Raw genomic sequence first — 25,230 nt, 5'->3', positions numbered from 1 at the left:
AGATGATTTTTCTAGCAAATAAACCTATAAATATAAGCTCAAACACTTACGCAAGTAAATTAGGCAAAAAGTTAGGCGTAAAATTAGGCTATTCAGGAACGCTTGATCCCTTTGCTAGTGGAGCGCTTTTGTGTGCTGATAAAAAACATGCAAAATTATTTCGCTTTTTAAATCTTGAGCCAAAGGTTTATGAGGCTACAATTTGGCTTGGTGCAAGTAGCCCTAGTCTTGATAATGAAAACATAAGTTTAACTAATGTAAATGAGCCTACTTTAGAGCAAATTAAGGCTGCTTTTAATAAATTTCAAGGCGATATAAAATACACTCCGCCTATATTTTGTGCTAAAAAAATCAATGGCAAAAGAGCTTATGAACTAGCGAGAAATGGCGAAGAAGTAGTGTTAAGCGAGTGTGTAATGAGTGTAAAAGCAGAGCTTTTGCATTATAATTTCCCATTTATAAGCTTTAGATTAAGTGCTAGCAAAGGAACTTATGTTCGCTCATACGCACAGCTAATTTGCGATGAATTAGGCGTAGTAGGAACGCTAAGTTCTCTTAGAAGAATTAGCGAAGGTGAGTTTAAAGAGTTTAAAATTTATAACGCATTTGCAAGCGTTGATTTAGAAGAAAACGAATATTTAGGCGATATAAACGATGTTTTATTAGGCAAAAAGCTTAGCTTAAATGATTTTAAATATCAAGAATATAAAACATATAAAATTGATTTAGGAGAATGTTTTAGCATAATAAAACTAGATGAAAAAATAGAATATATTTTAAATAAGGTGGAAAAATGTTAGTAGTATCAAGAAACGCAGGAGAAGGAATAGTAATTGATGGTGGGATTAAAATCAAGATTTTTGAAATCAAAGGCGATAGTGTAAAAATCGGCATAGAAGCACCAAAGCAAACTTTGATTTTAAGAGATGAATTGGTAGATTGCGTAAAAGATGAAAACATTCAATCAGCTGCATCATCAAGCGATTTATTAGATAGTTTGGTAAGTTCTCTTTCAATGTATAAAAAAGATAAGCAATGAAATCTTTTGCAAAAATCAATGTATTTTTAAAAATTACAGGCAAAAAAAACGGCTATCATCAATTAATTTCAAGATTTTATAGGCTTGATAATTTATATGATGAGTTGTTTTTAGTGCCAAAAGATAAAGCAAAAGATTATCATCTAAAGCAAATTCCTAATCTAAATTCCGTAATCAAAAACATAGCTTATGAAAGTGAGTTTAAAGAAGATGTTTTGCTTGATAAAATGTATTTAATAAATGATAATTTGGTAAGCAATTTTTATTCAAAAAGTGATATTTTCTCAAAGGTTTTAAGCTTAGTTGATGAGAATTTAAAACAGGAATTTCAAAATAATTTTGCTCTAATTTTGCAAAAAAATATCCCAACTTTTGCAGGGCTTGGTGGGGCTAGTTCAAACGCAGCTTGTTTTATAAAATTATTAAATGATATAAAGCCTTTTGATATTATGCAAATTGCAAGTAAGAGTGGAGCTGATGTTAGCTTTTTTGCTAGTGGGCTAAAGAGCGCAAATGTTAGTGGATATGGAGAAATTATAGAAGACTTTAGCGATGATGAATGCGAGTTTGGCTTAGAATTTTCAGAGCCTTGTAGCACCAAAGATGTGTTTTGCGAGTTTGCAAAAGAGCCAAAATATTATGAAAACGACGAGCTTAGCAGACTAAAAACAAAGGAGCTTTTAAGCACTTTTAAAAACGACGAGCTAAATGATTTATTAAAACCTTGCAATGCTTTATATCCTAGCACTATAAACTATGCTAACAAAGGCTTGTTTTTAAGTGGTAGTGGCGGAAGTTTTTTTAAATTAATTTAATTAATTTAAAAACTTAAAAGCCTAATTCAAATTCTTTTGTTTTTAATCTAATATAATAAGAAATTTCGTAGAATTTGAAATAGGAATTTGATTTTTAATTCGCACAAGAAATAGGTCTTATAAAACCTATTTCGTAGTAAGTAAGACTTTTAGAAGTTTTTTAGCGCTTTCAACGCCTGGTTGATTGTAAGTATTTATCCCCATCATAAGCCCACAAGCTCCAACAACAAGCTCATAATAATATATCAAATACCCGATATTATAGGCACTTTTGCTATCAAGCTCAATTAAGCTTGTATCAATTCCTTCAGCCTTTATAGCATCAAGACAAGATTTGCTTTGAGCGTAAAGTAGCTCATCTAGGCTATGTCCTACGCTTTGATTTTCAAGGTTTTCAAGTCCTTTTATAGGCTTTATTTTTGGGCTATTCTCGCTTGGTTTTATACGGATAAACTCAACAAATTTATCCTTTGGACCTTCAATTATGAGTTGTAAAAACGAATGCTGGTCTTTTGGACCTATTAGGCTAATCGGTGTAAGTCCAACGCGTTTGTATTCTTTAAACTTGCCAAGGCTTTCAGCTACAAGCTGCACGAACCACTCGTTAAAATGGCGTAATTCTTCACAATATGTAAATAAAACATAGTTTTTATTAATCATTTTCGTTGTTAGCGTGTAGGCTAGATTTATAATATGTTCACGAGCCAAAGTATCATTCATACAAGCTTTTGCACCATTTATGATACTTTCTACATCAGCCCCTGCAAGATATAATGGCACAAGTCCAACATTACTAAGCACTGAAAATCTACCGCTAACATTTTCTTCTATATCAAAATGCAAAATTTCGTTTGTTTGCAAAAACTCATAAAGCTTGGTTTCTTTCATGCAAATGCCGATAAAATGGTGCTTTAGCTCATCTACGCTAAGATTTAGCACGTCGCATAAAATCCTAAAATAACTTATGCACTCAATAGTGTTTCCTGATTTTGAAACAAGGATAAAAAGGGTTTTTTCAAGGCTAATTTTTTCTAAGATTTCATTAAAAAGAGTGGTTGAGATATTGTCTAAAAAATCAATGTTTTTAATGCCTAAAAAACTAGCAATCGCCCTTGTGCCAACGCTACTTCCACCCATTCCAAGCACTACAAAATGACTTTTGTTTTTAAAGTTTTCTTTAGCCTTTTTTAATTTTGAAATTCCTATTTCAAATTCTAGTGGCAAATCATAAAACCCCACTTCGCCACTTTTTCTTTCAGCGTTCATTCTATTTATATAATCATTTATGATTTCTTTGCTAGTTTTTTCAAAATACCCTTCGTAATTTATCATTTAAAATCTCTTTCATAAAAGTATTTTGTAGCTTCAAAAAAGCCTTCTACACTACCGCAATCAAATCTAAGTCCGCTAAATACTAGCCCAATACATCTTCCTTCTTTTGCTTGAGTGTTTAGTGCGTCTGTTATTTGTATCTCTCCGCCTTTGCCTGCAGGGGTATTGTCTAAGATGTCAAAAATATCAGGGGTTAGGATATAGCGACCTATAATAGCTAAGTTTGTTTTAGCGTCTTTTGGGTCAGGCTTTTCTACCATGTCGGTGATTTTATAGATGTTTTTTTCTAGTTTTACGCCTTCTATAATTCCGTATTTTTTGGTATCTTTATTTGGCACTTCCATAAGTGCAACAACACTACAACGATATTTTTCATAGGCTTTTACCATTTGACTCATTACACCGCACTCATCATTTACGCATAAATCATCGGCTAAGATTACTCCAAAAGCTTCATTATTTACCATATATCTTGCGTGATTTATAGCATCTCCAAGACCATTCATTTTGCGTTGTCTAGTAAATGTAAAATTGCAAACTTCCATTTGACGGCGAACATCGCTTAGAAGCTTTTCTTTTTCACTGCCTTTTATAGCGTCTTCTATCTCATAAGATATATCAAAATAATCCTCCAAAGCCCTTTTTGTTCTACCTGTAATAATACCAATATTTGTAAGTCCTGCTTCAATAGCTTCTTCCATAGCATAGTGAATTAAAGGCTTATCAAGTATAGGTAGCATTTCTTTAGGTAGCGTTTTTGTAGCAGGTAAAAATCTGGTTCCATAACCTGCCGCTGGAAATATACAAGTCTTTATCATTTTTCTTTCCTTTTTTAGGTATATATTAAAAAAGTTTAGCAATAATGTGTTAATTTATATTTATAAGGGTAAATATGCCACTAATATCAATAATAATTCCTATTTATAATTCTGAAAAATATTTAAATAAATCAATAACATGTTGTATTAATCAGACTTTAAAAGATATAGAAATAGTTTTTGTAGATGATAAAGGACAAGATGATAGTGTAAAAATTATACAAGAATATATGCAAAAAGACAGCAGAATAAAACTTATTGACAATATAACAAATCAAGGCATTTTTAGAGCAAAAAGAACTGGAGCTTTAAATGCTAATGGAAAATATTTAATGTTTTTAGACCCTGATGATGAACTAGAACTTAATGCTTGTGAAATTTTGTATAATGAGATAGAAAGGTATAGTGTAGATTTTATATATTTTAATGGGCATGTTATAGACAATGGTTGTGTAAAAAATATAAGTAAAAGTCTTCCTGATTTTAAATTATACAAAATAGAAAAATTTCAAAAATTTTTTATTAAAAATAAACTTAAGTGGGTTTTATGGTTGAAAATATATAATAAAGAGATTTATCTAAAAGCACTTTCTTTGATAGATAGTATTGATAATAGTTTTAAAACTAATTTAACAGAAGATGTTTCTGTTTTTTATCATGTAATTAATGTTTCAAAAAAAGTGGCAATATTAAATCATAGTTTTTATAAATACAATATATACGAAACATCAGTTAGTAATAATTTAAGTAATGTTAATTTTCAAAATTGCTTGCAAGATTATAAGAAAGCGATTGATCTAATAGGTAGCTCTTGTATAAAAAATAATTTTTCTAAAAAATTTACAAAACAGTATTTAACAAGATTAAATTTAGACAAAATAAGCATGGAAATTAATTACCATAAAAAAAATTACGGATATAAAAATATATTCAATTTAATAAGATTAAAATTAATAAAAAAACAACAAAAAATAAAAAATATTTTTATAAAGTTTTGAACACGGTATTATTGAAATATAAAAATTTATGGATTTAGGAATTTATCTATGAGTAATAGAATAGCTATATATGTTTTTTATGAAAAAAATGGTGAAGTAAGAGATTATGTAACTTATTGTATAAATGGATTAAAAGAAGTTGCAAGAGATATTTTAGTTATTGTAAATGGTAGCATTAATGATGATGGTTTGCAAAAATTAAAAGATTTAAATGTAGAGGTTTTGCAAAGAGAAAATATAGGATTTGATTTTGCAGCATATAAAGCCGGAATCGAGCATATAGGATATGATAAACTTAAAAATTATGATGAACTAATACTTACGAACAATAGTTATTATGGTCCTATATATCCATTTTCTGAAATGTTTGATGAAATGGCGAAAAGAGAGTGTGATTTTTGGGGTATAAATAGACATCCAAAAACAAACGATAGTATCAAGGTCAATAAAAAGAAATATTATATAAAAGAGCATATACAATCCTACTTCTTGGTTTTTAGGAAAAGCTTACTAGAAAGTGATGATTTTAAGAGGTATTGGGATAATTTAAAAGTGTTTTTGTCTTTTAGTGAGGCTATAGCATATGGTGAGTGCGAATTGACTTATTATTTTGAGCAACAAGGTTTTAGTTCTAGTGTATATATTAATTTCATCAAATATAGCGAGTTAATTAATAATAATCCTACTATATTAATATACGAACAAGTTGTTATTGATAAATGTCCTATAATTAAAAGAAAAAGTTTTTCTGAATATAAACATGTATTATATAACTTTAGTGTTGTGCCTAATACCTCAAGTATATTAAATAATATAAAACAAGTTAATGCAAAATTATATGATTGTGTTTGGGATGATTTACTAGCTTTATATTCTTTGGATGAATTAGGATATTTGATTAATTTGTACGATATTATTTCAGATAAATACATACATTCTAATGGTTTAAAAAATAAAAATGCATTATTTATTTATATACATGATGAGTATATAAAAACAAAATATGTTAACTTAATCAATAGTATTTTTAACTATTTAGATATTATTTTGATTTGCAACAAGAATGATTTCAATCAACAATTTGTTAATTATGATGAAAAAATTATTTTTAATGCAGAAGTAATTTACGAAAAAATAATGTCTTATGATCATGTGTGTTTTATTCATGATATGGATTTTTATGATATTATTGAAAATATACAGACTTGCATTAAAAAAGATTTTGCTGAAATTACAATACAAGCCCTATTGTATAATAAATTGTATATAGCAAACATAATTAATAAATTGTATAATGATGCAAGGCTTGGAATGTATATACCAATGATGGTGCCGCATTTTCATTTTAATCAATTTGTATTGTCAGCATATATGTCAAATGGGTATTGTGATGATAAAATTATTATAACTAATAATATGTTTTGGATTAAAACAAAAGTATTGGGTAATTCTTTTGACGCATTTAGAAGGTTTTTAAATTTGTTTAAAATAGGAGATGTGAATAGCGGTAAAATATTGGTTAATATTGTTCAAGATGAGCGGTATTACATCAAGTATTGTGCTCCGTTGGAGTTGGCAAATGCATATATATTTAAGTTGTTTAATATTTCGCAAAGTTATATGTTTTATGTGAAGTATTTTAATTATTTTAAATATTGTTTTTATAAGATATTGTCACCGTTTATTAAGAGTTATAAAACAAAGAGATTATTTTTAAAGAAAATAAGAAATGATTTGAGGTTATATTTCAGAAAGGAATGTAGATGAAAGGAATAATTTTAGCAGGTGGTAGCGGCACTAGACTTTACCCTATCACAAAAGGAAATAGCAAACATCTTTTAGCGATATATGATAAGCCAATGGTGTATTATCCATTATCAGTTTTGATGCTTGCAGGGATTAAGGATATTTTGATTATCTCGACACCTGATGATTTACCAAGTTATAAAAAACTTTTAGGCGATGGCAAAGAGCTTGGGATGAGCTTTTCATATGTAGAGCAGCCAAGTCCAGATGGCTTAGCTCAAGCGTTTTTGTTAGGTGAAGAGTTTATCAAAGATGATGATGTATGCTTAATTTTAGGTGATAATATTTTCTATGGTCATGGGCTTATAAATATGCTAAAACAAAGCGTTATCAATGCAAAAGAAAGTAAAGCCACTGTTTTTGGCTACTATGTAGCAGACCCAGAGCGTTATGGTGTAGCAGAATTTGATGAAAACGGCAAAGTAATTAGCATAGAAGAAAAACCAAAAGAGCCTAAGAGTAATTATGCTGTAACAGGGCTTTATTTTTACCCAAATGATGTTGTAAAAAAGGCAAAAACTGTTAAGCCATCGGCTCGTGGTGAGCTAGAAATTACAAGCATAAATCAAATGTATTTAGAAGAAGATAGATTAAAAGTTGAGCTTATGGGTCGTGGTTTTGCTTGGCTTGATACAGGTACTCATGAATCGCTTTTAGAAGCAAGCAATTATGTGATGACAATTGAAAAACGCCAATCTCTTAAAATCGCTTGTCTTGAAGAAATAGCCTATGATATGGGGTATATTAGCCGTGAGCAACTTTTAAAACTAGCTGAGCCGCTAAGTAAAAATCAATATGGCAAATACTTAATAGATAAAGCAAATCAAAGCAAAAAAGAAATAAGATGAACTTCAAACAAACGAAATTAGACGGAGTTATCATTATAGAGCCAAAGGTTTTTAGTGATGATAGGGGATATTTTTGTGAGACTTTTAGACAAGATTTGCTTGATGATTTTTTAGGATTTAGGATTAATTTTTGTCAAGACAATGAAAGCAAATCTTCTAAAAATGTCTTTCGTGGGCTTCATTATCAATTACCACCATTTGCACAAAGCAAGCTTGTAAGGGTTATAAGTGGTAAAGTGCTAGATTTTGCTGTGGATATTAGGGTTGGTAGCCCTACATTTGGCGAGTATGTGGCAGTTGAGCTAAGTAGTGAAAACAAAAAACAATTATTTATCCCTCGTGGTTTTGCTCATGGGTTTTTAGTGCTTAGCGATGAAGCGATTTTTACATACAAAGTAGATAATTTTTACTCACGCGAGTGCGATAGGGGGATTAGCTATAAAAGTATAGATTTTGCTTATCCAGATGATATAGTTTTATCAGATAAAGATAAAGTCCAACCACTGCTTAGCGAATGCAAGGAGCTGTTTGAATATGGGGTAAATTACTATGGCTAATATCTTGATAACAGGTGCAAATGGACAACTTGGAAGTGAATTAAAAGAGCTTTCAAGTAACTATAATGATAATTTTTATTTTGTTAGCAAAAATGAGCTTGATATTAGCAACTCATCTATTTTAGAACAATTTATAATAAACAATAAAATTAATACCATCATCAACACAGCAGCCTACACAGCAGTAGACAAAGCCGAAGATGAAAAAGACTTAGCATATCTAATCAATCATAAAAGTGTTGAAGAAATAGCTAAAATATGTGCTAAACATAATGTTTATTTGATTCACATATCAACTGATTATGTATTTGATGGCACTAAACATACGCCGTATAAAGTAGATGAAAAAACAAATCCTTTAGGAGTATATGGACGCTCAAAAGAGCTAGCAGAACAAGCTATCTTAAATACACCAAATCTAAACGCTAGTATAATCCGCACTTCTTGGGTTTATAGTTTTTATGGTAAGAATTTTTTAAAAACTATGCTAAATCTTTTTAAAACTAAAGATAGCTTAGGTGTTGTGAGTGATCAAATCGGAAGTCCTACATATGCAAAGGATTTAGCTGGTTTTATACTTAGCAAACAAACGAAATTTAAAAGTGGCATAAATATTTATCATTACTCAAACGAAGGGGTTTGTAGTTGGTATGATTTTGCATATTTTATAAATGAATTAAGTGGTAATAAATGTAAGATTAGCCCCATAAAAACTAGCGAATATCCCACAAAAGCTACTCGCCCAAGCTATAGTGTGCTAGATAAAGACAAAATCAAAAAAGAATTTGAAATAGGAATTTCGCACTGGAGTGAGGGTGTAAAAGATTGTTTAAAAAGACTAGGAGAACTTAAATGAAAAATATATTATTAACAGGCACAGCTGGATTTATAGGTTCAAACTTTGTTCCGTATTTTTTGGATAAATATAGTGGGTATAACCTTATAAATCTTGACCTTTTGACATATGCAGGAAACCTTGAAAACCTAAAAGAATGCGAGAAAAATCCACGCTTTAAATTTATAAAAGGCGATATTTGCAACCGAGAGCTAGTGGAGTTTATATTTAAAGAGTTTGATATAAGTGGGGTTATTCACTTTGCAGCTGAAAGCCATGTGGATAATTCTATCAAAAATCCAGAAGCTTTCATAAAAACAAATGTAAATGGAACTTTTACGCTTTTAGATGTAGCTTATAAATACTGGATGAATAAACCATTTGCCTATAAAGATGAGTATAAAAATGCTAGATTTCATCATATAAGTACAGATGAAGTTTATGGCACTTTAGGAGAGACTGGGCTGTTTAGTGAAACTACTCCATATGCGCCTAATTCTCCTTATTCATCAAGCAAGGCAAGTTCTGATATGATAGTTCGTGCATATCATGAAACTTATGGGTTAAATACGATTATTACAAATTGCTCTAATAACTACGGACCAAAACAACACGATGAAAAGCTAATCCCAACAATCATTAGAAACGCTCTTGCAAATAAGCCTATCCCGATATACGGCGATGGTAAAAATATTCGTGATTGGCTGTATGTGCTAGACCACTGCAAAGGCATTGATATAGCGTATCATAAAGGCAAGGCGGGGCAGACTTATAATATAGGTGGTAAAAACGAACGCACAAACCTTGAGATAGTCGCTAAGATATGCGAGATTTTAGATGAGCTTTTACCAAAAGATGAAAGTTATAAAAACTTGCTAACATTTGTAGAAGATAGAGCAGGTCATGATAGGCGTTACGCAATAGATGCAAGTAAGATTGAAAATGAGCTTGACTGGAAAGCCGATGAGACATTTGATAGCGGTATAGTAAAAACCGTTAAGTGGTATGTAGAAAAATATAGTTAAATAAATAGAAGGTAGTAAATGATTAAAAAAATTAAATTTAAAGATGGTAGGAGAGAAATTTATTTTGGAAAGAAAAAGGTTTTTACATATATTAATAAGAAATATTTTTTTAATTACATTAAATCCAAAGAAAAAATTGATATAAATCATGTTAATGATTGTATTGCTAAGAATTTAATAAATATAAAGCAAAAATTAAAAGATGGGCAAAAAATCAATTTTGGGTTTTTTATCATTAGAGATTCTATGTTTCCTGCTTTTCCGTTGATAGATAAGATTTTAGAATATGAAATATTTAATCCTATCATTGTTATAATTCCTTATAATGATTTGCCAAAAAAAGAGCAAATGGAAGCTTTTGATAGTACGCATAATTATGTTGTTAAAAAATATCCTGACATAGAGATTATTAAGGCTTATGATGAGAATAATGGCAAGTGTGTTGATGTGTCGGATAGGTTGGATATAACTTGCTTGACTACTCCTTATCGTAATGTATTAAACCCCTTGCATAGAGCCGAATATTTATTTGATAAAAAAGTATTACCGATACACATATTTTATGGTTTTACATCTAACTTTAATTATGATTTATATAATATTTTTTCTCAGAGTGAATTGAGATTTTGTTGGAAAATATTTTTAGATGCAAAATATGCAGAAGATAAAATAACACTGATGTATAGAGACTTGGATAATAAATTAGTTACATCTGGATGCGTAAAACTAGATGCTATTAAATGTTTTTCTAAAAAAAATAACTTTAAAAAAACAATTATTTTGGCTCCTCATCATTCTATAGGGGATTCAGTTCCAGATCTTAAACTATCTACATTTCTAAAATTTAGTGATTTTTTTCTTGAACTTCCAAAATTATATCCTGATATTAATTTTATATTTAGACCCCATCCTTTTTTAAAAATTAGAATGCAAAGTGATGATTATTGGGGGGTTGAAAAAACAGAAAAATATTTTAATACTTTAGAAAGTTATCCTAATGTTGTGCCAAAATATACAAATGAGTATTTTAAGGAATTTGTTGAGTCTGATGGTATTATTACTGATTGTGGATCTTTTTTAGCAGAATATTTATGTGTTGATAATCCTGGGTGTTATTTACTTAAAAATGAAAAGGCTACCAACTTAACTTTTAGTGATTTAGGTAAAGAGTGTTTACAACATTATTATATTGCTTATAATCAGAATGATATTTTGGATTATATTAATAATATAGTAATAGGAGGGATGGATTATAAAAAGGAAAAAAGACACAACTTTGTTAAAAATCATATCAGCTTTAATGATTTCAATACTTCTAAATATATTCTAGACTACATAGTTAATCAGATTAAAATATAAGTTAGGATATTTTAAATTAATAATTTATAAGTATGAATGTTGTTTATTTTGTAAAAAATATTTATTAATACTTGATAAATTGTTAGTACATATATACATTTTATTTTTGTCTTACCACTAAAATTATTTTATAAACAATACGATGTCGTAGGAAATATTAGAGTTTTAAAATAATCATAAGTATTTTAATGTAGTTTAAAGTATAAAGTTATTAGAAATAAATAAACTTTATTTATTATTAAATTTTTTAACAAAGCAATAAATATAACTGTAACAGATGATTTGGGGAATTTTTATAAATTAATTCAAAATAAGAAATGCAATATCAAAGTATATAAAAAATCTCAAACTTGGTATCAGAAAGTATCTTTTAAGTATTTTTAACAAGTTATTATAAAATATTTAAAAAATTAAGGACTTTAATATGAAAAACAATGCAATTATTTTAGCAGCAGGACTTAGTTCTCGTTTTGCTCCGCTTAGTTATGACACACCAAAAGGGCTTTTAAGAGTAAAAGACGAAATTCTTATTGAAAGACAGATAAAACAATTAGTAGCGGGGGGGGGTATTTCTGAAATACATATTGTAGTTGGTTATAAAAAAGAACAATTTGAATATTTAAAAGAAAAATATGGAGTAAATATCATTTATAACCCAGATTACAACACTAAAAATAATTTCGCTTCACTTTATCATGCTAGAAAATATTTAAAAAACACATATATTCTTTCAAGCGATAATTATTTAACTATTAATCCATATAAAAGCATAGAAGAATATAGTTGGTATATGGGTGTTTATACTGATGATTATACAAAAGAATGGGTTATGAGCGAAGATGAAAATGGATATATAAATAATGTAAATATAGGTGGTAAAAATGGATATTTTATGCTTGGACCCGCATATTTTTCTGATGATTTTTCTAAACAATTTATAAAAATTTTAGAAAATGCGTATGGTAAAGATGAATTTAGTGATTATTACTGGGAAGATTTATTTGTTAAAAACCTTGACATACTAAAAATGAGGATTAAAAAGGTTAGCAACAATGATATTTATGAATTTGATAGTTTAGAAGAATTAAGAGATTTTGATGATAAATATAAATATAATTCTGAAAATTTATATATAAAAACGATAGCAAAAGTGTTTGATGTTCAAGAATATCAAATAATAAATTTTAAAACTCTTGATAAAGGGCTTACGAACAAATCTTTTTATTTTGAAATAGATTCGGAAAAATATATATTTAGAATTCCAGGTCAAGGAACTAATAAATTTATCAATAGATTAGATGAATATAAGATATATCAGGCCATAAGGCATTTAAACATAGATGACAATCCTATTTATTTCGATCCTGATAGTGGTATGAAAATTGCAAAATTTATTACAAATGCAAGAGTTGCAAACCCTAGAAATGATAAAGATTTAGATGCTTGTATGAAACTTGAAAGAATTTTACATAATGCAAATATTCAAGTGGAAAATGAGTTTGATTTTAGGGAAAAAATATTTAGCTATGAAAAATTATGTCGTGAATATAATGTTGATTTCATAAAAGATTACGAGCAGACAAAACAAGATATTTATAAATTAATAAATATTCTCGATTCTATGAATAATCCAAAATGCTTAACTCATATGGATACTTTGGGAGATAACTTTTTATTTGCTGATGAGAAGTGTATATTGATTGATTGGGAGTATGCTGGCATGTGTGATCCTCTCGCAGAACTTGGGCAATTTGTGTTATATGCTTATTTTGATAAAACACAGGTAGATGATCTATCTTTTAGATATTTACAAAGAGAGCCAAATAATAAAGAGCGTTTTCGTATTTATTCATATATTGCACTTGGTGGATTTTTGTGGTATTTATGGGCAATGATACAAATTAGTAATGGTGCTAGTTTTTATGATTATGCCAATAAACAATATGAGTATGCTAAGGAATTTTACAAATTTGCTAAACAAATAAAATTTTAGTTTTATTTCTTGGCATATGTATTTTTAGCTAATAAGTTAATTGCATTTGTGTCTTGTTATATTTTTAGGTTTTTATAAATATTAAAATTATTGGTTTTGATGTAAGTATTATAATATTTTCATGCGCAATAAAAAATAAGATAAAAGGCTTAGTTTTCATATTTTAAAACACGAAATGAATTATTTTTGCCCTATAATATTAGCGATAGATTTGTGTTTAAACGGATCGTTTTGTTTAGCTTATATGATTTATTATTCTGTCGTAACTTTATTTTTTATAGCAAAGATTTTGTATGGAAGAAGTTTTAAAAATATTATTTTTGGTGGATTATTTTTTGGTTTACTGGGAACTTTTGTATCTTTTATGATAATGAGTAATTATAGAACACATTTATAAATTAGTGGGTTACTAGATGTGTCTAAATTACTTTTAGAAAATTTTGCAGATAATGTTATTTTAAGCATTTTAGATACATTAAAATTTCCTATTATCACAAAAATACTTTTAGCTTTTTGCATGATTTTATTTTATGTAAGCACTCTTGATGGAATTATTTATATAATTTGAGTTTTTTAGTAAAAACAACACACCTAGCACGACATTAAAGCTGTTTTGGTCGTTTATATTTGCTCTTTTACCTTGTGCTTTAATTGTTGCCAATACAAATCTCATAGAACTTTTTAGCGTTAGTATTATAGTTTCAATTTTTATTATTTTTATAATATTTTTAATGATAATTAGTTTTATAAAAAGCATTTTATTTGCTGATTAAAGAATTTAAAATAGGAATTATCTAATTTTTTTTAGCTTATGATTGCTTAGTTTTATCATTGTAGATGAGCTAGATTCGTTTAGATTATCATCTACAATTATATTTGCGATACTTTTTGCATAGTTTATATTAAATTTATCTCCGTGTAAATTAGCGCTACTTGAGTATAAATATTTAAAATCTTTTAGAAATATACTATGTTTATTATCATTTACTAGCCTAAAAGATAAGCCATTTTTATGAATATATGTGGTTTTTTTTGCTCTTCTTATTTTGTTTTTAAACTTATTTGGACATTTTGCTAAAAGTTTTAAGCTTGTTAGATAAGCACTTGTTATTATGCAAGGTTGATTCAAATCTCGCTTTTTGGCAAAATTAATTTCTTTATAATCCTTGCTTAAAAACCCCGCAGTAGTGTCGGTTTGGGCTAGATAAATCATTTTACAAAGCTTGGAATTTTATTTAAAATCATGGTTGTAAAATCTATCATTTGATTCATCATCCACGGCATTAAAAATATTATTATGATAACAACTAGGATTATTTTAGGCACAAAACTTAAAGTCATTTCGTTAATTTGCGTTGTAGCTTGAAAAATACTTATCAAAAGACCTGCGATTAGTCCAGCAAGTAGCATTGGTAAAGACAGCATTAAAGCAATTTTAAAAGTTGATACTCCAAGCGAAACAAGTGTGCTTTCCATATTAATCCTTATCATCTAATTATTAAATAATTTTAGGCAAAATAACTAAATATAACCAAAACAAGGAAGAGCTATTAAAACTAATTTTTTAAAACTAATAAAAGAATTTGATATAAACCTTTGGCTTTTAATATCTATACTCCTTACCCATTGTTGTTATTGTTTGATTTTTTATTTTAATGAAATAACTCCGATGGCTATTTTTAATATTTATTCTATTACAAATTATATTTTAGCAATTTGTTTTTATTCAATACATAGAACAAAACTAGCCTTTTTTATGACATTTTTTGAGATTTTTACTCATCAAATCGTAGGCTCTTATTATTTAGGTTTTGCTAGTGGGTTTAATGTTGTTTTAATGTGTTTGTTTTTCTTGCAATTTACGTTTTTTACTAGATGGTCTAGTATTGCAATGGTAAGTTGCGGTTTAATTTTGAGTGTATATGGATTACATTATTTTAAAGATTATTTGGTTGGCGAATACTCTTATGCTCAAGAATTATTTTTCTATGTAAATTCTTTTGCTAGTGCTGTTTTTATGATTGTATATGGTGCGTTAGCAACAGTTTCTCAGAGCAAAAAACTAGCAGATTTGACCTATTTGATACACAAAGATTTTTTAACAGGTCTTTTTAATAGAAAGTATTTTGAAGAAAAGGTCGTTTCTAATCTTAATAAAGATGAATCAATTTTAATAGCAATATGTGATATAGATAATTTTAAAGCTATAAATGATAATTATGGTCATGATATAGGCGATATTGTTTTAAAAAGCGTAGCATCAGTAATTTATTACGAAATATTAGAATATAAAGGCGTGGTTGCTAGATGGGGTGGTGAAGAATTTATAGTAAAAGTAAATCTTAAAAACAATCAAGAAGCAGAGCATTGTATGAATATAGTAAAAAATTCAGTAGCAAGACAAGAACTTAAAAAATACAATATAAAACCAACTATAACAATAGGTGGAATTTTTATACAAAATCCTAATAAAGATGACTTTGAAAAATATTTCAAAATAGCAGACCAAGAACTTTATTATGGTAAAAAAAGCGGAAAAAATTTAGTAAATATCCAAGTATCTTAAAAAAATATTTTTAGTTTTAAGTTTTATTTAAGATTAAATATATATAATTCAGTCTTTATTTCATATGCGGGAATAGCTCAGTGGTAGAGCACAACCTTGCCAAGGTTGGGGTCGCGAGTTCGAACCTCGTTTCCCGCTCCAGTTATTTTATATACTAAAGCCCAGGTGGCGGAAATGGTAGACGCAAGGGACTTAAAATCCCTCGGTAGTTTTTACCGTGCCGGTTCAAGTCCGGCCCTGGGCACCATAAGGTGATATAGCCAAGCGGTAAGGCATGGGCCTGCAAAGCCTTGATCCTCGGTTCAAATCCGAGTATCACCTCCAATAGGCTTTTTAGCATAAATTATCGCTTGTTTAATAATTTTCGGGAGATGGCTGAGTGGTCGAAAGCGGCGGTCTTGAAAACCGTTGAGGTGCAAGCCTCCAGGGGTTCGAATCCCTTTCTCCCGGCCACTTCATTTTTAACAATCTTTTTCATTTTATATTTTATTAAAATTAAGAATATTTTGTTTTAACTTTTAGCTCCTTCGTTAAAATAAAATATTCTTGAAAGATTTATTTATAGCAATTTGTGTATTTTGAGTTTAAATAGATTTAATTTCCTATTTCAAATTCTTTAAAATTTTCTTGGAAATAGGAATTAGAATATTTAAAGGCTTATTGTTAAATAAGAACATTCTTACTATTAAAAATCCCTTAATTTAAATTTTTTAAAAAAATGTTTTTGATAGCTAACTTTAATATTTGATTTAATTCCGCTAAAAGACCATCGGAGCTAGGAGTGTTTGCAGTCTCTAAAAGCATATTTGGTATTAGAAGTAGAAATAAAATTAATATAATATGTTTATTTATCTTTAGGTTCTTTAATTCCCATTCGGTAACGCTAGGAATGATTGTTTGGCTTTTTCCAAGATTTCGCAAATCTACTTAAATCTATCTTCTGATGTGTTTTTGCAATCTTGTTTTTGATCTTCATTTATTTTTCTCATTTTTGTTACATTTTTTATTTTAGCTTTTTCTAGGTATTTATTATAATAATCAACTGATTTAACTTCATCACCACAGCCAACAAAAAAACTAAATCGCCTACAACCATTAAACTTGATATTAAGTTGCTTTATTTTTAAAGAATTTGAAATAGGAATTTGAGTTTAATGTATTTAAAGATTACTGCAAGATAAAATTATATTATTAATATTATTGTGATTAATTTCAATAATAGTTTAAGCAAAATCACTTGCTTGATATTTTTTAATTAAGAATCTAAATTCCTATTTCAAATTCTTTGTGAATTTTAGGAGATTTACTCCTAAAATTTAATGCCAAATTGATTTACTAATAAACCATCAAGCATTCCATTATATTGCTCAATAAAGCCAAGCTCTCTTACAATTGTTAAAGCAAAATAAATAGAAGTAATAGGCCCTGCACTTGTAATTATATTATCACGCACTACAACAGGCTCATTTAATCTAGTTCCTTTAAGACCTTTTTCGCAACCTGGATAGCAAGTAAATTCAGAGCTTAAAACCCCTGCATTATCTAATACAATAGGTGAAGCGCAAATCGCTGCTATTAATTTCTTTTGTGAATTAAGATTTTGTAATATAGATTTTATTTTCTCGCTATTTTTAAGATTTGTCATACCGCCAAATCCACCAGCTAAAGCAATCGCATCAATGCTATTTAAATCCACTTCGCTAAGCTTTACTTTAGCTTTTAAAACCATTTTTGTATCAAGCTCTACATTTAAATCATCTTCTAAACTAGCACAGATAATATTTAAATTAGCTCCGTATTGTTTAGCCCTTGATAAAACATCAATAATGCTAATTAACTCAATATCTTCAGCCCCATTTGCCATAGGAATTAAAATATTTTTCATAATCTCTCCTTTTTATCAAAATTAGTAAATATTTTAATTAAAATTAAGTAATTAATTGTTAATATTGATTTTCAAATTTTTTCAAAGGATGTTTATGGAATCAACGGTTCAAGATGTAAAAGCAGCGACAGCTGAAACTCTAAACAAAATGATTGATTTACAAGGTGCAGGTTTTGATTTTGAAGGTTTTGCACTTAAGTATGGATTTAAGATTTTAGGCTCAATTATTATTATTGTTTTAGCTTTAATTCTTATGAATATTGTTGGCAAGATTTTAAAAATTGCTTTAATGAAAGTAAGCACAGATGAAACGCTAACAAATTTCTTAGTTAAATTATCAAAAATCATTATTTTAGTTGTTGGTATATTAGCAGCGCTTAATAATATAGGTGTAGATACAACTTCGTTTGTGGCTTTATTTACTGCGACTTCATTTGCAATATCTTTTGCATTTAAAGAAACGCTTTCAAATATTGCAGCTGGTGTTTTAGTTATTGTTTTTAGACCTTTCAAGATTGGTGATTATGTAAAATTCGGTGCGGTTGAAGGTTTTGTAGCTGATATTAGCTTATTCTCAGTTACTCTTAGAATGCACGATAATACAAATATAATAGTTCCAAACTCTCAAGTAATTAGCAATAGTATTTATAACTATTCTCGTGAAAAAGTAAGAAGAATAGATTATTCAAAAACAATTGAGCCATCAGCTTTATGTGAATTAAGAAAAGAAATTGAAAACACTTTAGGCTCAAATGAATTAATCTTAAAAGACCCAGCTATTTTTGTTGGTGTAAAAAGCGTAAATGATACAAACATTGAAGTTAGCGTTCAAATGTGGGTTAAAAACGAAAATTACGAAAGAGCTTCAATGCTTATTAATGAAGCTATGACAAAGGTATTTATAAAATAATTTTTAAATTTACGAATAGGAATTTGAGTTTATAATTTAATCAAATTCCTATTTCAAATTCTTTTTTACAACCAACCTTTTTTCTTAAAAAATACAATAGGAATTATTGTTGAAATTACCATCAAACTAACAGCTATAAAATACCCGTATTCCCATTTTAATTCAGGCATATTTTCAAAGTTCATTCCATAAATTGTGCCTATTAAAGTAGGTGGCATCATTGCAACGGTTACTATCGTAAAAAGCTTTATGATTTTATTTTGTTCTATGTCAATTTTACTTGTTAAAATCGTTTGAATATTGTCTAAAATCCCAAGTTGCGAAAGGCTAAATTCAATTAAAGAATTTAAATCTTTTAAAATAATATCAAGATTTTCTTTTATATGAGCGCTTATTTTATCGCTTTTAATTAGTGATGATAAGGTCTTTTTCTTCTCAAATAAAGAATACCTAATCTGCATATTTAAATCCTGAAGATTTGAGATTTTGCTTAGATAAAAATCATAATCAAGCGATACATTTTGTGCTAAAATCTCAGCCTTTAACACCCTTGATTCTTTGTCAATCCACTCTAAAACATCGCCATCTTTATCCACTCTAATATCAAAAATCTCATTTAATATTTCATAACCGCTTTTATAATGAGTTGGATTTGCAAGTATTATATTTTCTACATTTATAAAGGTAGGAAGTTCTTTAGCTCTTATAGTAAATAATACTTTTTTGTTTAGTAAAAATGTAATTGTATCTTTTGTAGTTGTTGTGTTATCAAGGGCGTCTTTGTTTAAAAATACATTATTTATTGTGATAGTATCTTGCTCTTCCCAGTATCTTGCACTTTCTTCTATATTATACTTTTCATCATCGTTTGGAAGCTTTAGATAAAAGTTGTTTTCAATGAAACTAATTTCATCTAAAGTAAAGTTAAATAAATCCACCCACAAAACATTTTCAGGGATTTTCTCATTAGTTTTGATTTCGTATTTTATAACGCTAGAATTTTCTTTACAATAAACAAAAATCATAAAAATCCTTTATAGTTTTTGCTTATTATATTAAAACTTCTTATGTTTTGAATATTTTAAACGGCTTAAAAGCCGTTTAGATTATAGAGTTTTGATGTATTTTGCTAACGCTTTAAAATCTTCATCTTTTAGATTTTTTACTTGTAATTGCATAGTTTTTTGTGATTTTCCGCCGAATGTTCCTGCTTTATAACCACTTAATGCTTCATAGATTTCTTGTTCGCTTAAAGTATTTATGATAATTTCAGCACCAGGAGCTAATTTTTCAGCTTTTTTTCCGTGACAGGCAACGCATTTTTTAAATAAAGTTGCACCATCAACACTTAAAGCACTTTCAATATTCTTGCTTGCATTATCAATGCTTGAAGTAATAGCTTGTGCTACATTATCTGCATTTTCTTTGATTGCGTTAGCTACTTCGTTTGTGCTTTCTTTTAAAGTATTTGCAACATTTTTTGAAGTTTCGCTAATATTTTCGCTCGCATTAGCTACTACTTGATTTATGATAGGCTCTGCTTTTTCTACGATAGGTGCAATGTTTTCAGTGATTTTGTTAGCTGCATCATCAACTGCATTATTTATCTTCTTAGCACCTTCATCTACAACTGATTTTACACTTTGTGTAACTTCTGATTTTACTTCTTCTTTTTTGCTATCATCACAGCCCATTAGTGTTAAAGCGCTTACAGCTGCTAAGCTTAGTAAAACTTTTTTCATAAGATCTCCTTAAAATATTTTAGGGCAAAATTTTATCATTATTAAATAATTGCAAAATTAAATAAAAAAATTAATTTTTATTATATAGTTTTTTATATTTTAAATTATAAAATTAATATTTATAAAAGCTTTTTTATTATATAATTTTTTATATTTTAAAGGAGTTAGTATGAAAAAAGTATTATTAAGCTTAGTTCTTGCTTCAAATTTATTAGCAAGTAATTTAAACATAGCAGCAGCTGCAAACATAGCTTATCCATTAAATGAGCTAAAGAAAATTTTTGAAGATTTACACCCTGATATAAAGCTAAATATTAATTCGGGTGCAAGCGGTGCGTTTAATGCTCAGATTAAAAACGGAGCAGAATATGATGTATTTTTAGCTGCTAATATGGACTTTGCTAAAGATTTAGAAAATTTAGTAAATAATAAAGCAATCACCTATGTTAAAGGCAAGTTATTATTATTTTCAGCTAAAAAAACACCTAGTCTAGATGATTTAAAAACAGCACCTTGCATAGCAATCGCAAATCCAAAAACAGCACCTTACGGACAAGCAGCAAAAGAAGTTTTAGAAAAAGTGCCTAATAGCAAAAACATAATAACAGCAACCAATATTCAAGCAACCTTGCTACAAGCTACAAAAGCTTGTGATTATGCTTTTATTGCGGCTTCAAGTTTAGAACAATTAAAAGAATTAGGATATAGTGAAAAAAATATTTTAAAGCTTGATGATAATTTATACGAACCTATTTTACAAGGTATGATAATTACTAGCAAAAACCCTGATTCTAAGGTGTTTTTTGACTTTTTATTAAGCGATAAGGCAAAGGAAGTATTTAGTAAATATGGCTATGAATGAGCTTGTTTTAAAGCATAATTTTGATGATTTTAGTGTTGATGCGAAGATTTGCTTTAAAGACTCTGAAATCATCGCACTTTTTGGAGATAGTGGCAGTGGTAAAAGCACTATGTTAAAACTAATTGCAGGGCTTATTGATGAGCCTTTATTAGAAGATGTTGCTTTTTTGTTTCAAGACTGCACTTTATTTGAAAATTTTAATGTTTATGACAATTTAGTTTTTACTAATACAAAAAGCCTATTTGATGATTTAAAATATAAATTTGGCAAATTACTTGATAGTAAAACCGCTAAATTTTATGATGAATTATTAGAGCTTGCTAATCTAAAAGAGCTTAAAAATAAACCCATTTCAAGCCTTAGTGGAGGGCAAAAGCAACGCTTAGCATTAATTTGTGCTTTGAGTAAAAACTCAAAATATATTTTATTAGACGAGCCTTTAAGTGCTTTAGATGATAGTAATAAATTAGCCCTAATTAAGCTAATTAAAAAAATCAATAAAGATTATAAAAGCACGATAATTTTTGTTTCGCATTCTTGTTTTGAGATAAATGCTCTTGCAAATAGGGTGTTTTTCGTAAAAAATGGTAGAATTGAAAAATGCCTAAATAAAGAAGAATTTTATTTAGAAAAAATCCAAAATAACGAGTTTTTATGCACGATTTAACGCCCATAATATTATCATTAAAACTATCTTTCATAACTACTTTAATATTATTTTTTATATGTTTATATCCTGCGTTTTATTTAAGCAGAAATGATTTTTTTGGCAAAAAAGTCTTACTTAGTGTGCTATCTTTGCCTTTAGTATTACCACCAACCGTTTTAGGATTTTATTTGTTAGTTTGCTTTAGTCCTAATAATTTTTTAGGCAAATTTTTAGCACAATTTGACATTAAATTAGTATTTAATTTCAAGGCATTGTTGATTGCATCTATTATTTATTCTTTGCCTTTTATGTTTAATCCTATTTATAGTGCGTTTTCAAATTTGCCTGATAATTTATTTCATAGGGCGAAATTATTGCAAAAAACTAAAGCTAATCTTATTTTTCGCCTTTGCATACCTTTAATTAAGCCTAGCATAATTAGTGCTTGTGTTATGAGTTTTGCGCATACGATGGGAGAATTTGGGGTTGTGATGATGATAGGCGGAAGCGTAGAAGGCGAAACTAAAGTAGCTTCTATTGCTGTTTTTGAAGCATTGGAAAATCTTGAGCTTAGCAAGGCAAATGAAATAAGCTTAATATTATTAGCTCTTTCTTTCGCGATACTTTTTATCTTGCAATTCGTAAAACAAAAATAAAGAATTTGAATTCGGAATTTGGCATTTAAGCAATAGTTTTAAGATTGCTAAGCAAATAATATAAATATTTAAATTCTTATTTCAAATTCCAAGAAGTTTTAAAGAATTTGAATTCGGAATTTGGCGTTTAAACTTTTATTTAGATTATGCATAAATTTTTAAAATCTTAGCTCTTAGTATTCACTCGCATTATTATTACAAACTAGCAATTTATTTGCTAGTTTGTAATAATAGTCTCAAGAGTGGTTAAAAACAAAAAAGAATTTGAAATAGGAATTTAAAAAAATAAATTTAAAAATAAAAAAGCTAAAAATATAAAATATATCAAGCAAATAAATTCACTCTCATTATCCCCAAAAAAACTAAAGCTTTATGCTTTGGTTTAGAGATAATCTTGTGAGTGATAAATTAAATAATATGATAATTTCAAATTCCTATTTTAAATTCTTAAAAAGTTTAAAATGTTTTTTGATTATATTTTTTAAAAAGTTAAAGAAGTAAAAAGGTGCTAAGAATAGCACCTTTAAATATTATTTTAATTATTACTATTGCAATAACCTTAGTCGTTTTTAAGGCGACAAGCACCTTAAAAACTTCTATTATTACTACTGTAATAATCTCATTACGTTTTGTTGAACAGCGTTAGCTTGGCTCATTGCATAAACACCTGATTGAGCTAATATTTGGTGCTTACTAAATGTAGCACTTTCTTCTGCAAAGTCAACATCTCTAATATTACTCTCAGCAGCTTTAACGTTTACTTGAGTAACTGAAATATTATTTACAGTTGAAACAAGTTGGTTTTGAACAGAACCAAGGTCTGAACGAATTGCTTCAAGAGCTTTTTGAGCTGTTTCAGCAATATTCATCATAGCTTGAGCGCCTTTTAGTGTCATAACGCCTGCTGCGTAACCATTAACATTATCTCCTGCATCAGTTGCTTGCCATTCTTCATTGTTAAAACCCATAGCATCTGCAGTATCCACATCTATCTTAGCATTTGTTTCTCTTAATGAAACAGTTTTTTCGCTAACATTCTTATCAAATCCTAAAGCCGAGTTAGCTATAAAGCCATTAGCATCTTTAACTTCAACTTGAATATCTCTACCATTGTTTGCAACTAGGCTAAGTCTTCCCATATTTGTTGAGTTTGTAGCATTTAAACCTATCATGTTACCTAGACCACCTGCTTCAGGCTCGTTTATGCTTGTTTTTACAGCACTGAAGTATTGTTGCAATGAGTGAGCTATGATACCTTTTTGAGCTTCTTTGCTATCCATACTTTTGCCTACAGCTCCATCTACTAATTCTTTTAACTTATCATCAATTTTTTTAAGAGATGCGTTAGCACCTTCAATCGTTGTTTGTGCTTTTAAATCCTTAAACATATCATTAATAGCTTTCATATCAGGATCTGTTGAAGCATCACTTATTACCAAATCATTTGCTGCCATTTGCATAGCGCCGGTTGTAGGTAATGCTAAATTTGTTAAGATAACTTCTTTACCTACTACATCTGCAACAGCTGTGTTATATGCAGTATCTTCAGGAGCCAATGCTGCAATAGCATCAAATCTTGCCTTTGCATTAGCAGCTGTATTTCCTGCCGTATTAAAACCAGTTGTTCCTAATTGCGTATCTAGTTGAGCTTTGTAGTCAGTTAAAGCATCATTAACTGTTTGTGCCGTTCCTTTAGTAACATCTACACCATTATCAACAAATGATTGTTGAGTTGCTTTTACAGCTTTTTGCATTGTTTCAGCATATGTTTTTACACTTCCTGCTGCTAAATCATGCAAATCTTCTATTTTTTGATCAGTTACTGTTGCTAATGAACTAGCACCTGTACTAGCCACACCATCCAATGTGGTTAATGCGTCTGATATTGCTTCTAAACTAGTTGCTTTTTCAATAGTTGAAATAGCTGTAATAAAAGCTGATTGTAAAGTGTTAAAATCTGCTTGATTAGCATTAGCTTTAAGAGTTAAACCTTTTCTAAATGTATCTAAGCCATCAGATAATTTTGTTTTTAGCTCGTCAATAGCTTTATTTTGAACATCTGCTATATCATTTGCAGCTTTAGTAGCTAGAGCTTCAGCTTTTGCCGTATCTGTTGCATCTTTTCTAATTTGTGCATCTTGAGCACCTAAAGCATTCTTAACATCTGCAAAGCTATTGTCTTTATTCTTAATAGAGCCTTCTGTTCCTGCAGCTGTAGTCCAAGTCGCACCTACATTTAAATCTACAGCTTTTTTTACATTATCTTGACCTGCTTTACCTTGAGTTACTAGGTTATGGAAATCTTTTGCAGGTGCTGCACCTGTTGTGTTATCTTCTACCTTAATACCTCTACCATCTCTATTAGCAAGTACTAATCTACCCTTAGCATCTACAGAAGCTTCTACCCCTGTTTGATCTTTTACAGCATTAATCGCAGCTCTTAAAGCACCATTAGCGTCTTTATCTTTAACATCAACTGTTCCGATTTGAACTCCGTTTATGCTAAATCCACTTGTAGTAGTTCCCGCCTTAATC

27 protein-coding genes and 4 tRNA genes are annotated in these 25,230 nt (G+C 28.8%); 22 read left to right on the top strand and 9 right to left on the bottom strand.

Going from position 1 to position 25,230, the window contains the following annotated elements; translation table 11 throughout:
- The first annotated feature begins 2 nt into the window (after nucleotides 1-2).
- From truB to AVANS14531_RS03960, 3 genes are read left to right on the top strand one after another with little or no spacing between them, the layout of a single operon-like run.
- Nucleotides 3-800, top strand: coding sequence for a tRNA pseudouridine(55) synthase TruB (gene truB, locus AVANS14531_RS03970; RefSeq protein ID WP_336611407.1), 798 nt, complete (start codon nucleotides 3-5; stop codon nucleotides 798-800).
- A complete protein-coding gene (csrA, locus tag AVANS14531_RS03965) occupies nucleotides 794-1,039 on the top strand; it encodes a carbon storage regulator CsrA (RefSeq protein WP_239817611.1) in 246 nt (81 codons plus the stop codon). Before truB ends, csrA begins: the two co-directional genes overlap by 7 nt.
- On the top strand, nucleotides 1,036-1,854 hold the full coding sequence (locus AVANS14531_RS03960; protein ID WP_336611406.1) for a 4-(cytidine 5'-diphospho)-2-C-methyl-D-erythritol kinase: 819 nt from the start codon (nucleotides 1,036-1,038) through the stop codon (nucleotides 1,852-1,854). Before csrA ends, AVANS14531_RS03960 begins: the two co-directional genes overlap by 4 nt.
- Before the next feature lie 126 nt (nucleotides 1,855-1,980).
- Here the strand turns inward: AVANS14531_RS03960 and AVANS14531_RS03955 are convergent, their stop codons facing one another.
- Complete coding sequence (locus AVANS14531_RS03955; RefSeq protein WP_336611405.1) at nucleotides 1,981-3,186, bottom strand: glucose-6-phosphate isomerase; 1,206 nt, start codon at nucleotides 3,184-3,186, stop codon at nucleotides 1,981-1,983.
- Entirely contained in the window at nucleotides 3,183-4,004 is an 822-nt protein-coding gene (gene galU / locus AVANS14531_RS03950) for a UTP--glucose-1-phosphate uridylyltransferase GalU (protein ID WP_336611404.1), read from the bottom strand. Before galU ends, AVANS14531_RS03955 begins: the two co-directional genes overlap by 4 nt.
- 74 nt (nucleotides 4,005-4,078) lie before the next feature.
- Between galU and AVANS14531_RS03945 the strand changes: the two genes are divergently transcribed.
- From AVANS14531_RS03945 to AVANS14531_RS09220, 9 genes are all read left to right on the top strand, one after another.
- On the top strand, nucleotides 4,079-5,002 hold the full coding sequence (locus tag AVANS14531_RS03945; protein ID WP_336611403.1) for a glycosyltransferase family 2 protein: 924 nt from the start codon (nucleotides 4,079-4,081) through the stop codon (nucleotides 5,000-5,002).
- Between the two features lie 48 nt (nucleotides 5,003-5,050).
- Nucleotides 5,051-6,769: a rhamnan synthesis F family protein gene (locus AVANS14531_RS03940; protein ID WP_336611402.1), complete on the top strand. Its 1,719-nt coding sequence runs from the start codon at nucleotides 5,051-5,053 to the stop codon at nucleotides 6,767-6,769.
- Complete coding sequence (gene rfbA / locus AVANS14531_RS03935) at nucleotides 6,766-7,656, top strand: glucose-1-phosphate thymidylyltransferase RfbA (protein ID WP_336611401.1); 891 nt, start codon at nucleotides 6,766-6,768, stop codon at nucleotides 7,654-7,656. Before AVANS14531_RS03940 ends, rfbA begins: the two co-directional genes overlap by 4 nt.
- The gene (gene rfbC / locus AVANS14531_RS03930; protein ID WP_336611400.1) at nucleotides 7,653-8,213 is read left to right on the top strand and encodes a dTDP-4-dehydrorhamnose 3,5-epimerase; all 561 of its coding nucleotides are present in this window, start codon (nucleotides 7,653-7,655) and stop codon (nucleotides 8,211-8,213) included. Before rfbA ends, rfbC begins: the two co-directional genes overlap by 4 nt.
- Nucleotides 8,206-9,069 carry a dTDP-4-dehydrorhamnose reductase gene (gene rfbD / locus AVANS14531_RS03925; RefSeq protein WP_336611399.1) on the top strand — a complete coding sequence of 288 codons (864 nt, stop codon included), beginning with the start codon at nucleotides 8,206-8,208 and terminating at the stop codon, nucleotides 9,067-9,069. The genes rfbC and rfbD overlap by 8 nt, the downstream gene beginning before the upstream one ends.
- Nucleotides 9,066-10,073, top strand: a complete 1,008-nt coding sequence (gene rfbB / locus AVANS14531_RS03920; protein WP_336611398.1) for a dTDP-glucose 4,6-dehydratase — start codon at nucleotides 9,066-9,068, stop codon at nucleotides 10,071-10,073. The genes rfbD and rfbB overlap by 4 nt, the downstream gene beginning before the upstream one ends.
- Nucleotides 10,074-10,091: 18 nt before the next feature.
- A complete protein-coding gene (locus tag AVANS14531_RS03915; RefSeq protein ID WP_336611397.1) occupies nucleotides 10,092-11,432 on the top strand; it encodes a CDP-glycerol glycerophosphotransferase family protein in 1,341 nt (446 codons plus the stop codon).
- 424 nt (nucleotides 11,433-11,856) lie between these two features.
- Nucleotides 11,857-13,425 (top strand): NTP transferase domain-containing protein, encoded by a 1,569-nt coding sequence (locus AVANS14531_RS03910; protein ID WP_336611396.1) that lies wholly within the window; start codon nucleotides 11,857-11,859, stop codon nucleotides 13,423-13,425.
- Between the two features lie 175 nt (nucleotides 13,426-13,600).
- Nucleotides 13,601-13,822: a BCCT family transporter gene (locus AVANS14531_RS09220; protein ID WP_442862395.1), complete on the top strand. Its 222-nt coding sequence runs from the start codon at nucleotides 13,601-13,603 to the stop codon at nucleotides 13,820-13,822.
- 126 nt (nucleotides 13,823-13,948) lie between these two features.
- Here the strand turns inward: AVANS14531_RS09220 and AVANS14531_RS03905 are convergent, their stop codons facing one another.
- Entirely contained in the window at nucleotides 13,949-14,098 is a 150-nt protein-coding gene (locus tag AVANS14531_RS03905) for a hypothetical protein (protein WP_336611395.1), read from the bottom strand.
- Here AVANS14531_RS03905 and AVANS14531_RS09215 point away from each other — a divergent pair.
- Complete coding sequence (locus tag AVANS14531_RS09215) at nucleotides 14,034-14,198, top strand: hypothetical protein (protein ID WP_442862397.1); 165 nt, start codon at nucleotides 14,034-14,036, stop codon at nucleotides 14,196-14,198. The two genes, AVANS14531_RS03905 and AVANS14531_RS09215, sit on opposite strands and share 65 nt — an antisense overlap.
- A gap of 17 nt (nucleotides 14,199-14,215) precedes the next feature.
- Here the strand turns inward: AVANS14531_RS09215 and AVANS14531_RS03900 are convergent, their stop codons facing one another.
- Nucleotides 14,216-14,638 (bottom strand): Sua5 YciO YrdC YwlC family protein, encoded by a 423-nt coding sequence (locus AVANS14531_RS03900; RefSeq protein ID WP_336611394.1) that lies wholly within the window; start codon nucleotides 14,636-14,638, stop codon nucleotides 14,216-14,218.
- On the bottom strand, nucleotides 14,635-14,901 hold the full coding sequence (gene fliQ, locus AVANS14531_RS03895; RefSeq protein WP_239817592.1) for a flagellar biosynthesis protein FliQ: 267 nt from the start codon (nucleotides 14,899-14,901) through the stop codon (nucleotides 14,635-14,637). The genes AVANS14531_RS03900 and fliQ overlap by 4 nt, the downstream gene beginning before the upstream one ends.
- A gap of 193 nt (nucleotides 14,902-15,094) precedes the next feature.
- On the opposite strand from fliQ, the gene AVANS14531_RS03890 reads away from it, so the two are divergent.
- From AVANS14531_RS03890 to AVANS14531_RS03870, 5 genes are all read left to right on the top strand, one after another.
- A complete protein-coding gene (locus AVANS14531_RS03890; protein ID WP_336611393.1) occupies nucleotides 15,095-15,991 on the top strand; it encodes a GGDEF domain-containing protein in 897 nt (298 codons plus the stop codon).
- A 66-nt stretch (nucleotides 15,992-16,057) separates the two neighbouring features.
- Nucleotides 16,058-16,132: transfer RNA gene (locus tag AVANS14531_RS03885), tRNA-Gly, on the top strand.
- A gap of 18 nt (nucleotides 16,133-16,150) precedes the next feature.
- Nucleotides 16,151-16,238 (top strand) — tRNA-Leu (locus AVANS14531_RS03880).
- A gap of 3 nt (nucleotides 16,239-16,241) precedes the next feature.
- A tRNA-Cys gene (locus tag AVANS14531_RS03875) sits at nucleotides 16,242-16,315 on the top strand.
- Between the two features lie 41 nt (nucleotides 16,316-16,356).
- Nucleotides 16,357-16,444 (top strand) — tRNA-Ser (locus AVANS14531_RS03870).
- Between the two features lie 856 nt (nucleotides 16,445-17,300).
- On the opposite strand, the gene AVANS14531_RS03865 is transcribed toward AVANS14531_RS03870, so the two are convergent.
- Nucleotides 17,301-17,876, bottom strand: coding sequence for a DJ-1 family glyoxalase III (locus tag AVANS14531_RS03865; protein WP_442862394.1), 576 nt, complete (start codon nucleotides 17,874-17,876; stop codon nucleotides 17,301-17,303).
- A gap of 94 nt (nucleotides 17,877-17,970) precedes the next feature.
- Here AVANS14531_RS03865 and AVANS14531_RS03860 point away from each other — a divergent pair, with 94 nt between their 5' ends.
- Nucleotides 17,971-18,786, top strand: a complete 816-nt coding sequence (locus AVANS14531_RS03860) for a mechanosensitive ion channel family protein (RefSeq protein WP_239817590.1) — start codon at nucleotides 17,971-17,973, stop codon at nucleotides 18,784-18,786.
- A gap of 65 nt (nucleotides 18,787-18,851) precedes the next feature.
- Here AVANS14531_RS03860 and corA read toward each other — a convergent pair whose 3' ends face one another.
- Together corA and AVANS14531_RS03850 are read right to left on the bottom strand one after the other, a co-directional pair.
- Nucleotides 18,852-19,811, bottom strand: a complete 960-nt coding sequence (gene corA / locus AVANS14531_RS03855; RefSeq protein WP_336611392.1) for a magnesium/cobalt transporter CorA — start codon at nucleotides 19,809-19,811, stop codon at nucleotides 18,852-18,854.
- An 81-nt stretch (nucleotides 19,812-19,892) separates the two neighbouring features.
- Nucleotides 19,893-20,528, bottom strand: coding sequence for a c-type cytochrome (locus AVANS14531_RS03850; RefSeq protein WP_336611391.1), 636 nt, complete (start codon nucleotides 20,526-20,528; stop codon nucleotides 19,893-19,895).
- Nucleotides 20,529-20,697: 169 nt separating this feature from the next.
- Here AVANS14531_RS03850 and modA point away from each other — a divergent pair, with 169 nt between their 5' ends.
- From modA to modB, 3 genes are read left to right on the top strand one after another with little or no spacing between them, the layout of a single operon-like run.
- Nucleotides 20,698-21,390 (top strand): molybdate ABC transporter substrate-binding protein, encoded by a 693-nt coding sequence (modA, locus tag AVANS14531_RS03845; protein WP_336611390.1) that lies wholly within the window; start codon nucleotides 20,698-20,700, stop codon nucleotides 21,388-21,390.
- The gene (locus AVANS14531_RS03840) at nucleotides 21,377-22,057 is read left to right on the top strand and encodes an ATP-binding cassette domain-containing protein (RefSeq protein WP_336611389.1); all 681 of its coding nucleotides are present in this window, start codon (nucleotides 21,377-21,379) and stop codon (nucleotides 22,055-22,057) included. The genes modA and AVANS14531_RS03840 overlap by 14 nt, the downstream gene beginning before the upstream one ends.
- A complete protein-coding gene (modB, locus tag AVANS14531_RS03835; protein WP_336611388.1) occupies nucleotides 22,045-22,695 on the top strand; it encodes a molybdate ABC transporter permease subunit in 651 nt (216 codons plus the stop codon). Before AVANS14531_RS03840 ends, modB begins: the two co-directional genes overlap by 13 nt.
- Nucleotides 22,696-23,300: 605 nt before the next feature.
- Here modB and AVANS14531_RS03830 read toward each other — a convergent pair.
- On the bottom strand, nucleotides 23,301-25,230 hold a 1,930-nt coding region (locus AVANS14531_RS03830), incomplete at its 5' end, for a flagellin (protein ID WP_336611387.1).

It is taken from the genome of Campylobacter sp. Cr9 (assembly GCF_020138295.1).
In the GTDB taxonomy this organism is placed as follows: Bacteria; Campylobacterota; Campylobacteria; order Campylobacterales; family Campylobacteraceae; genus Campylobacter_E.
This window is presented reverse-complemented; position numbering and strand designations above follow the sequence as displayed.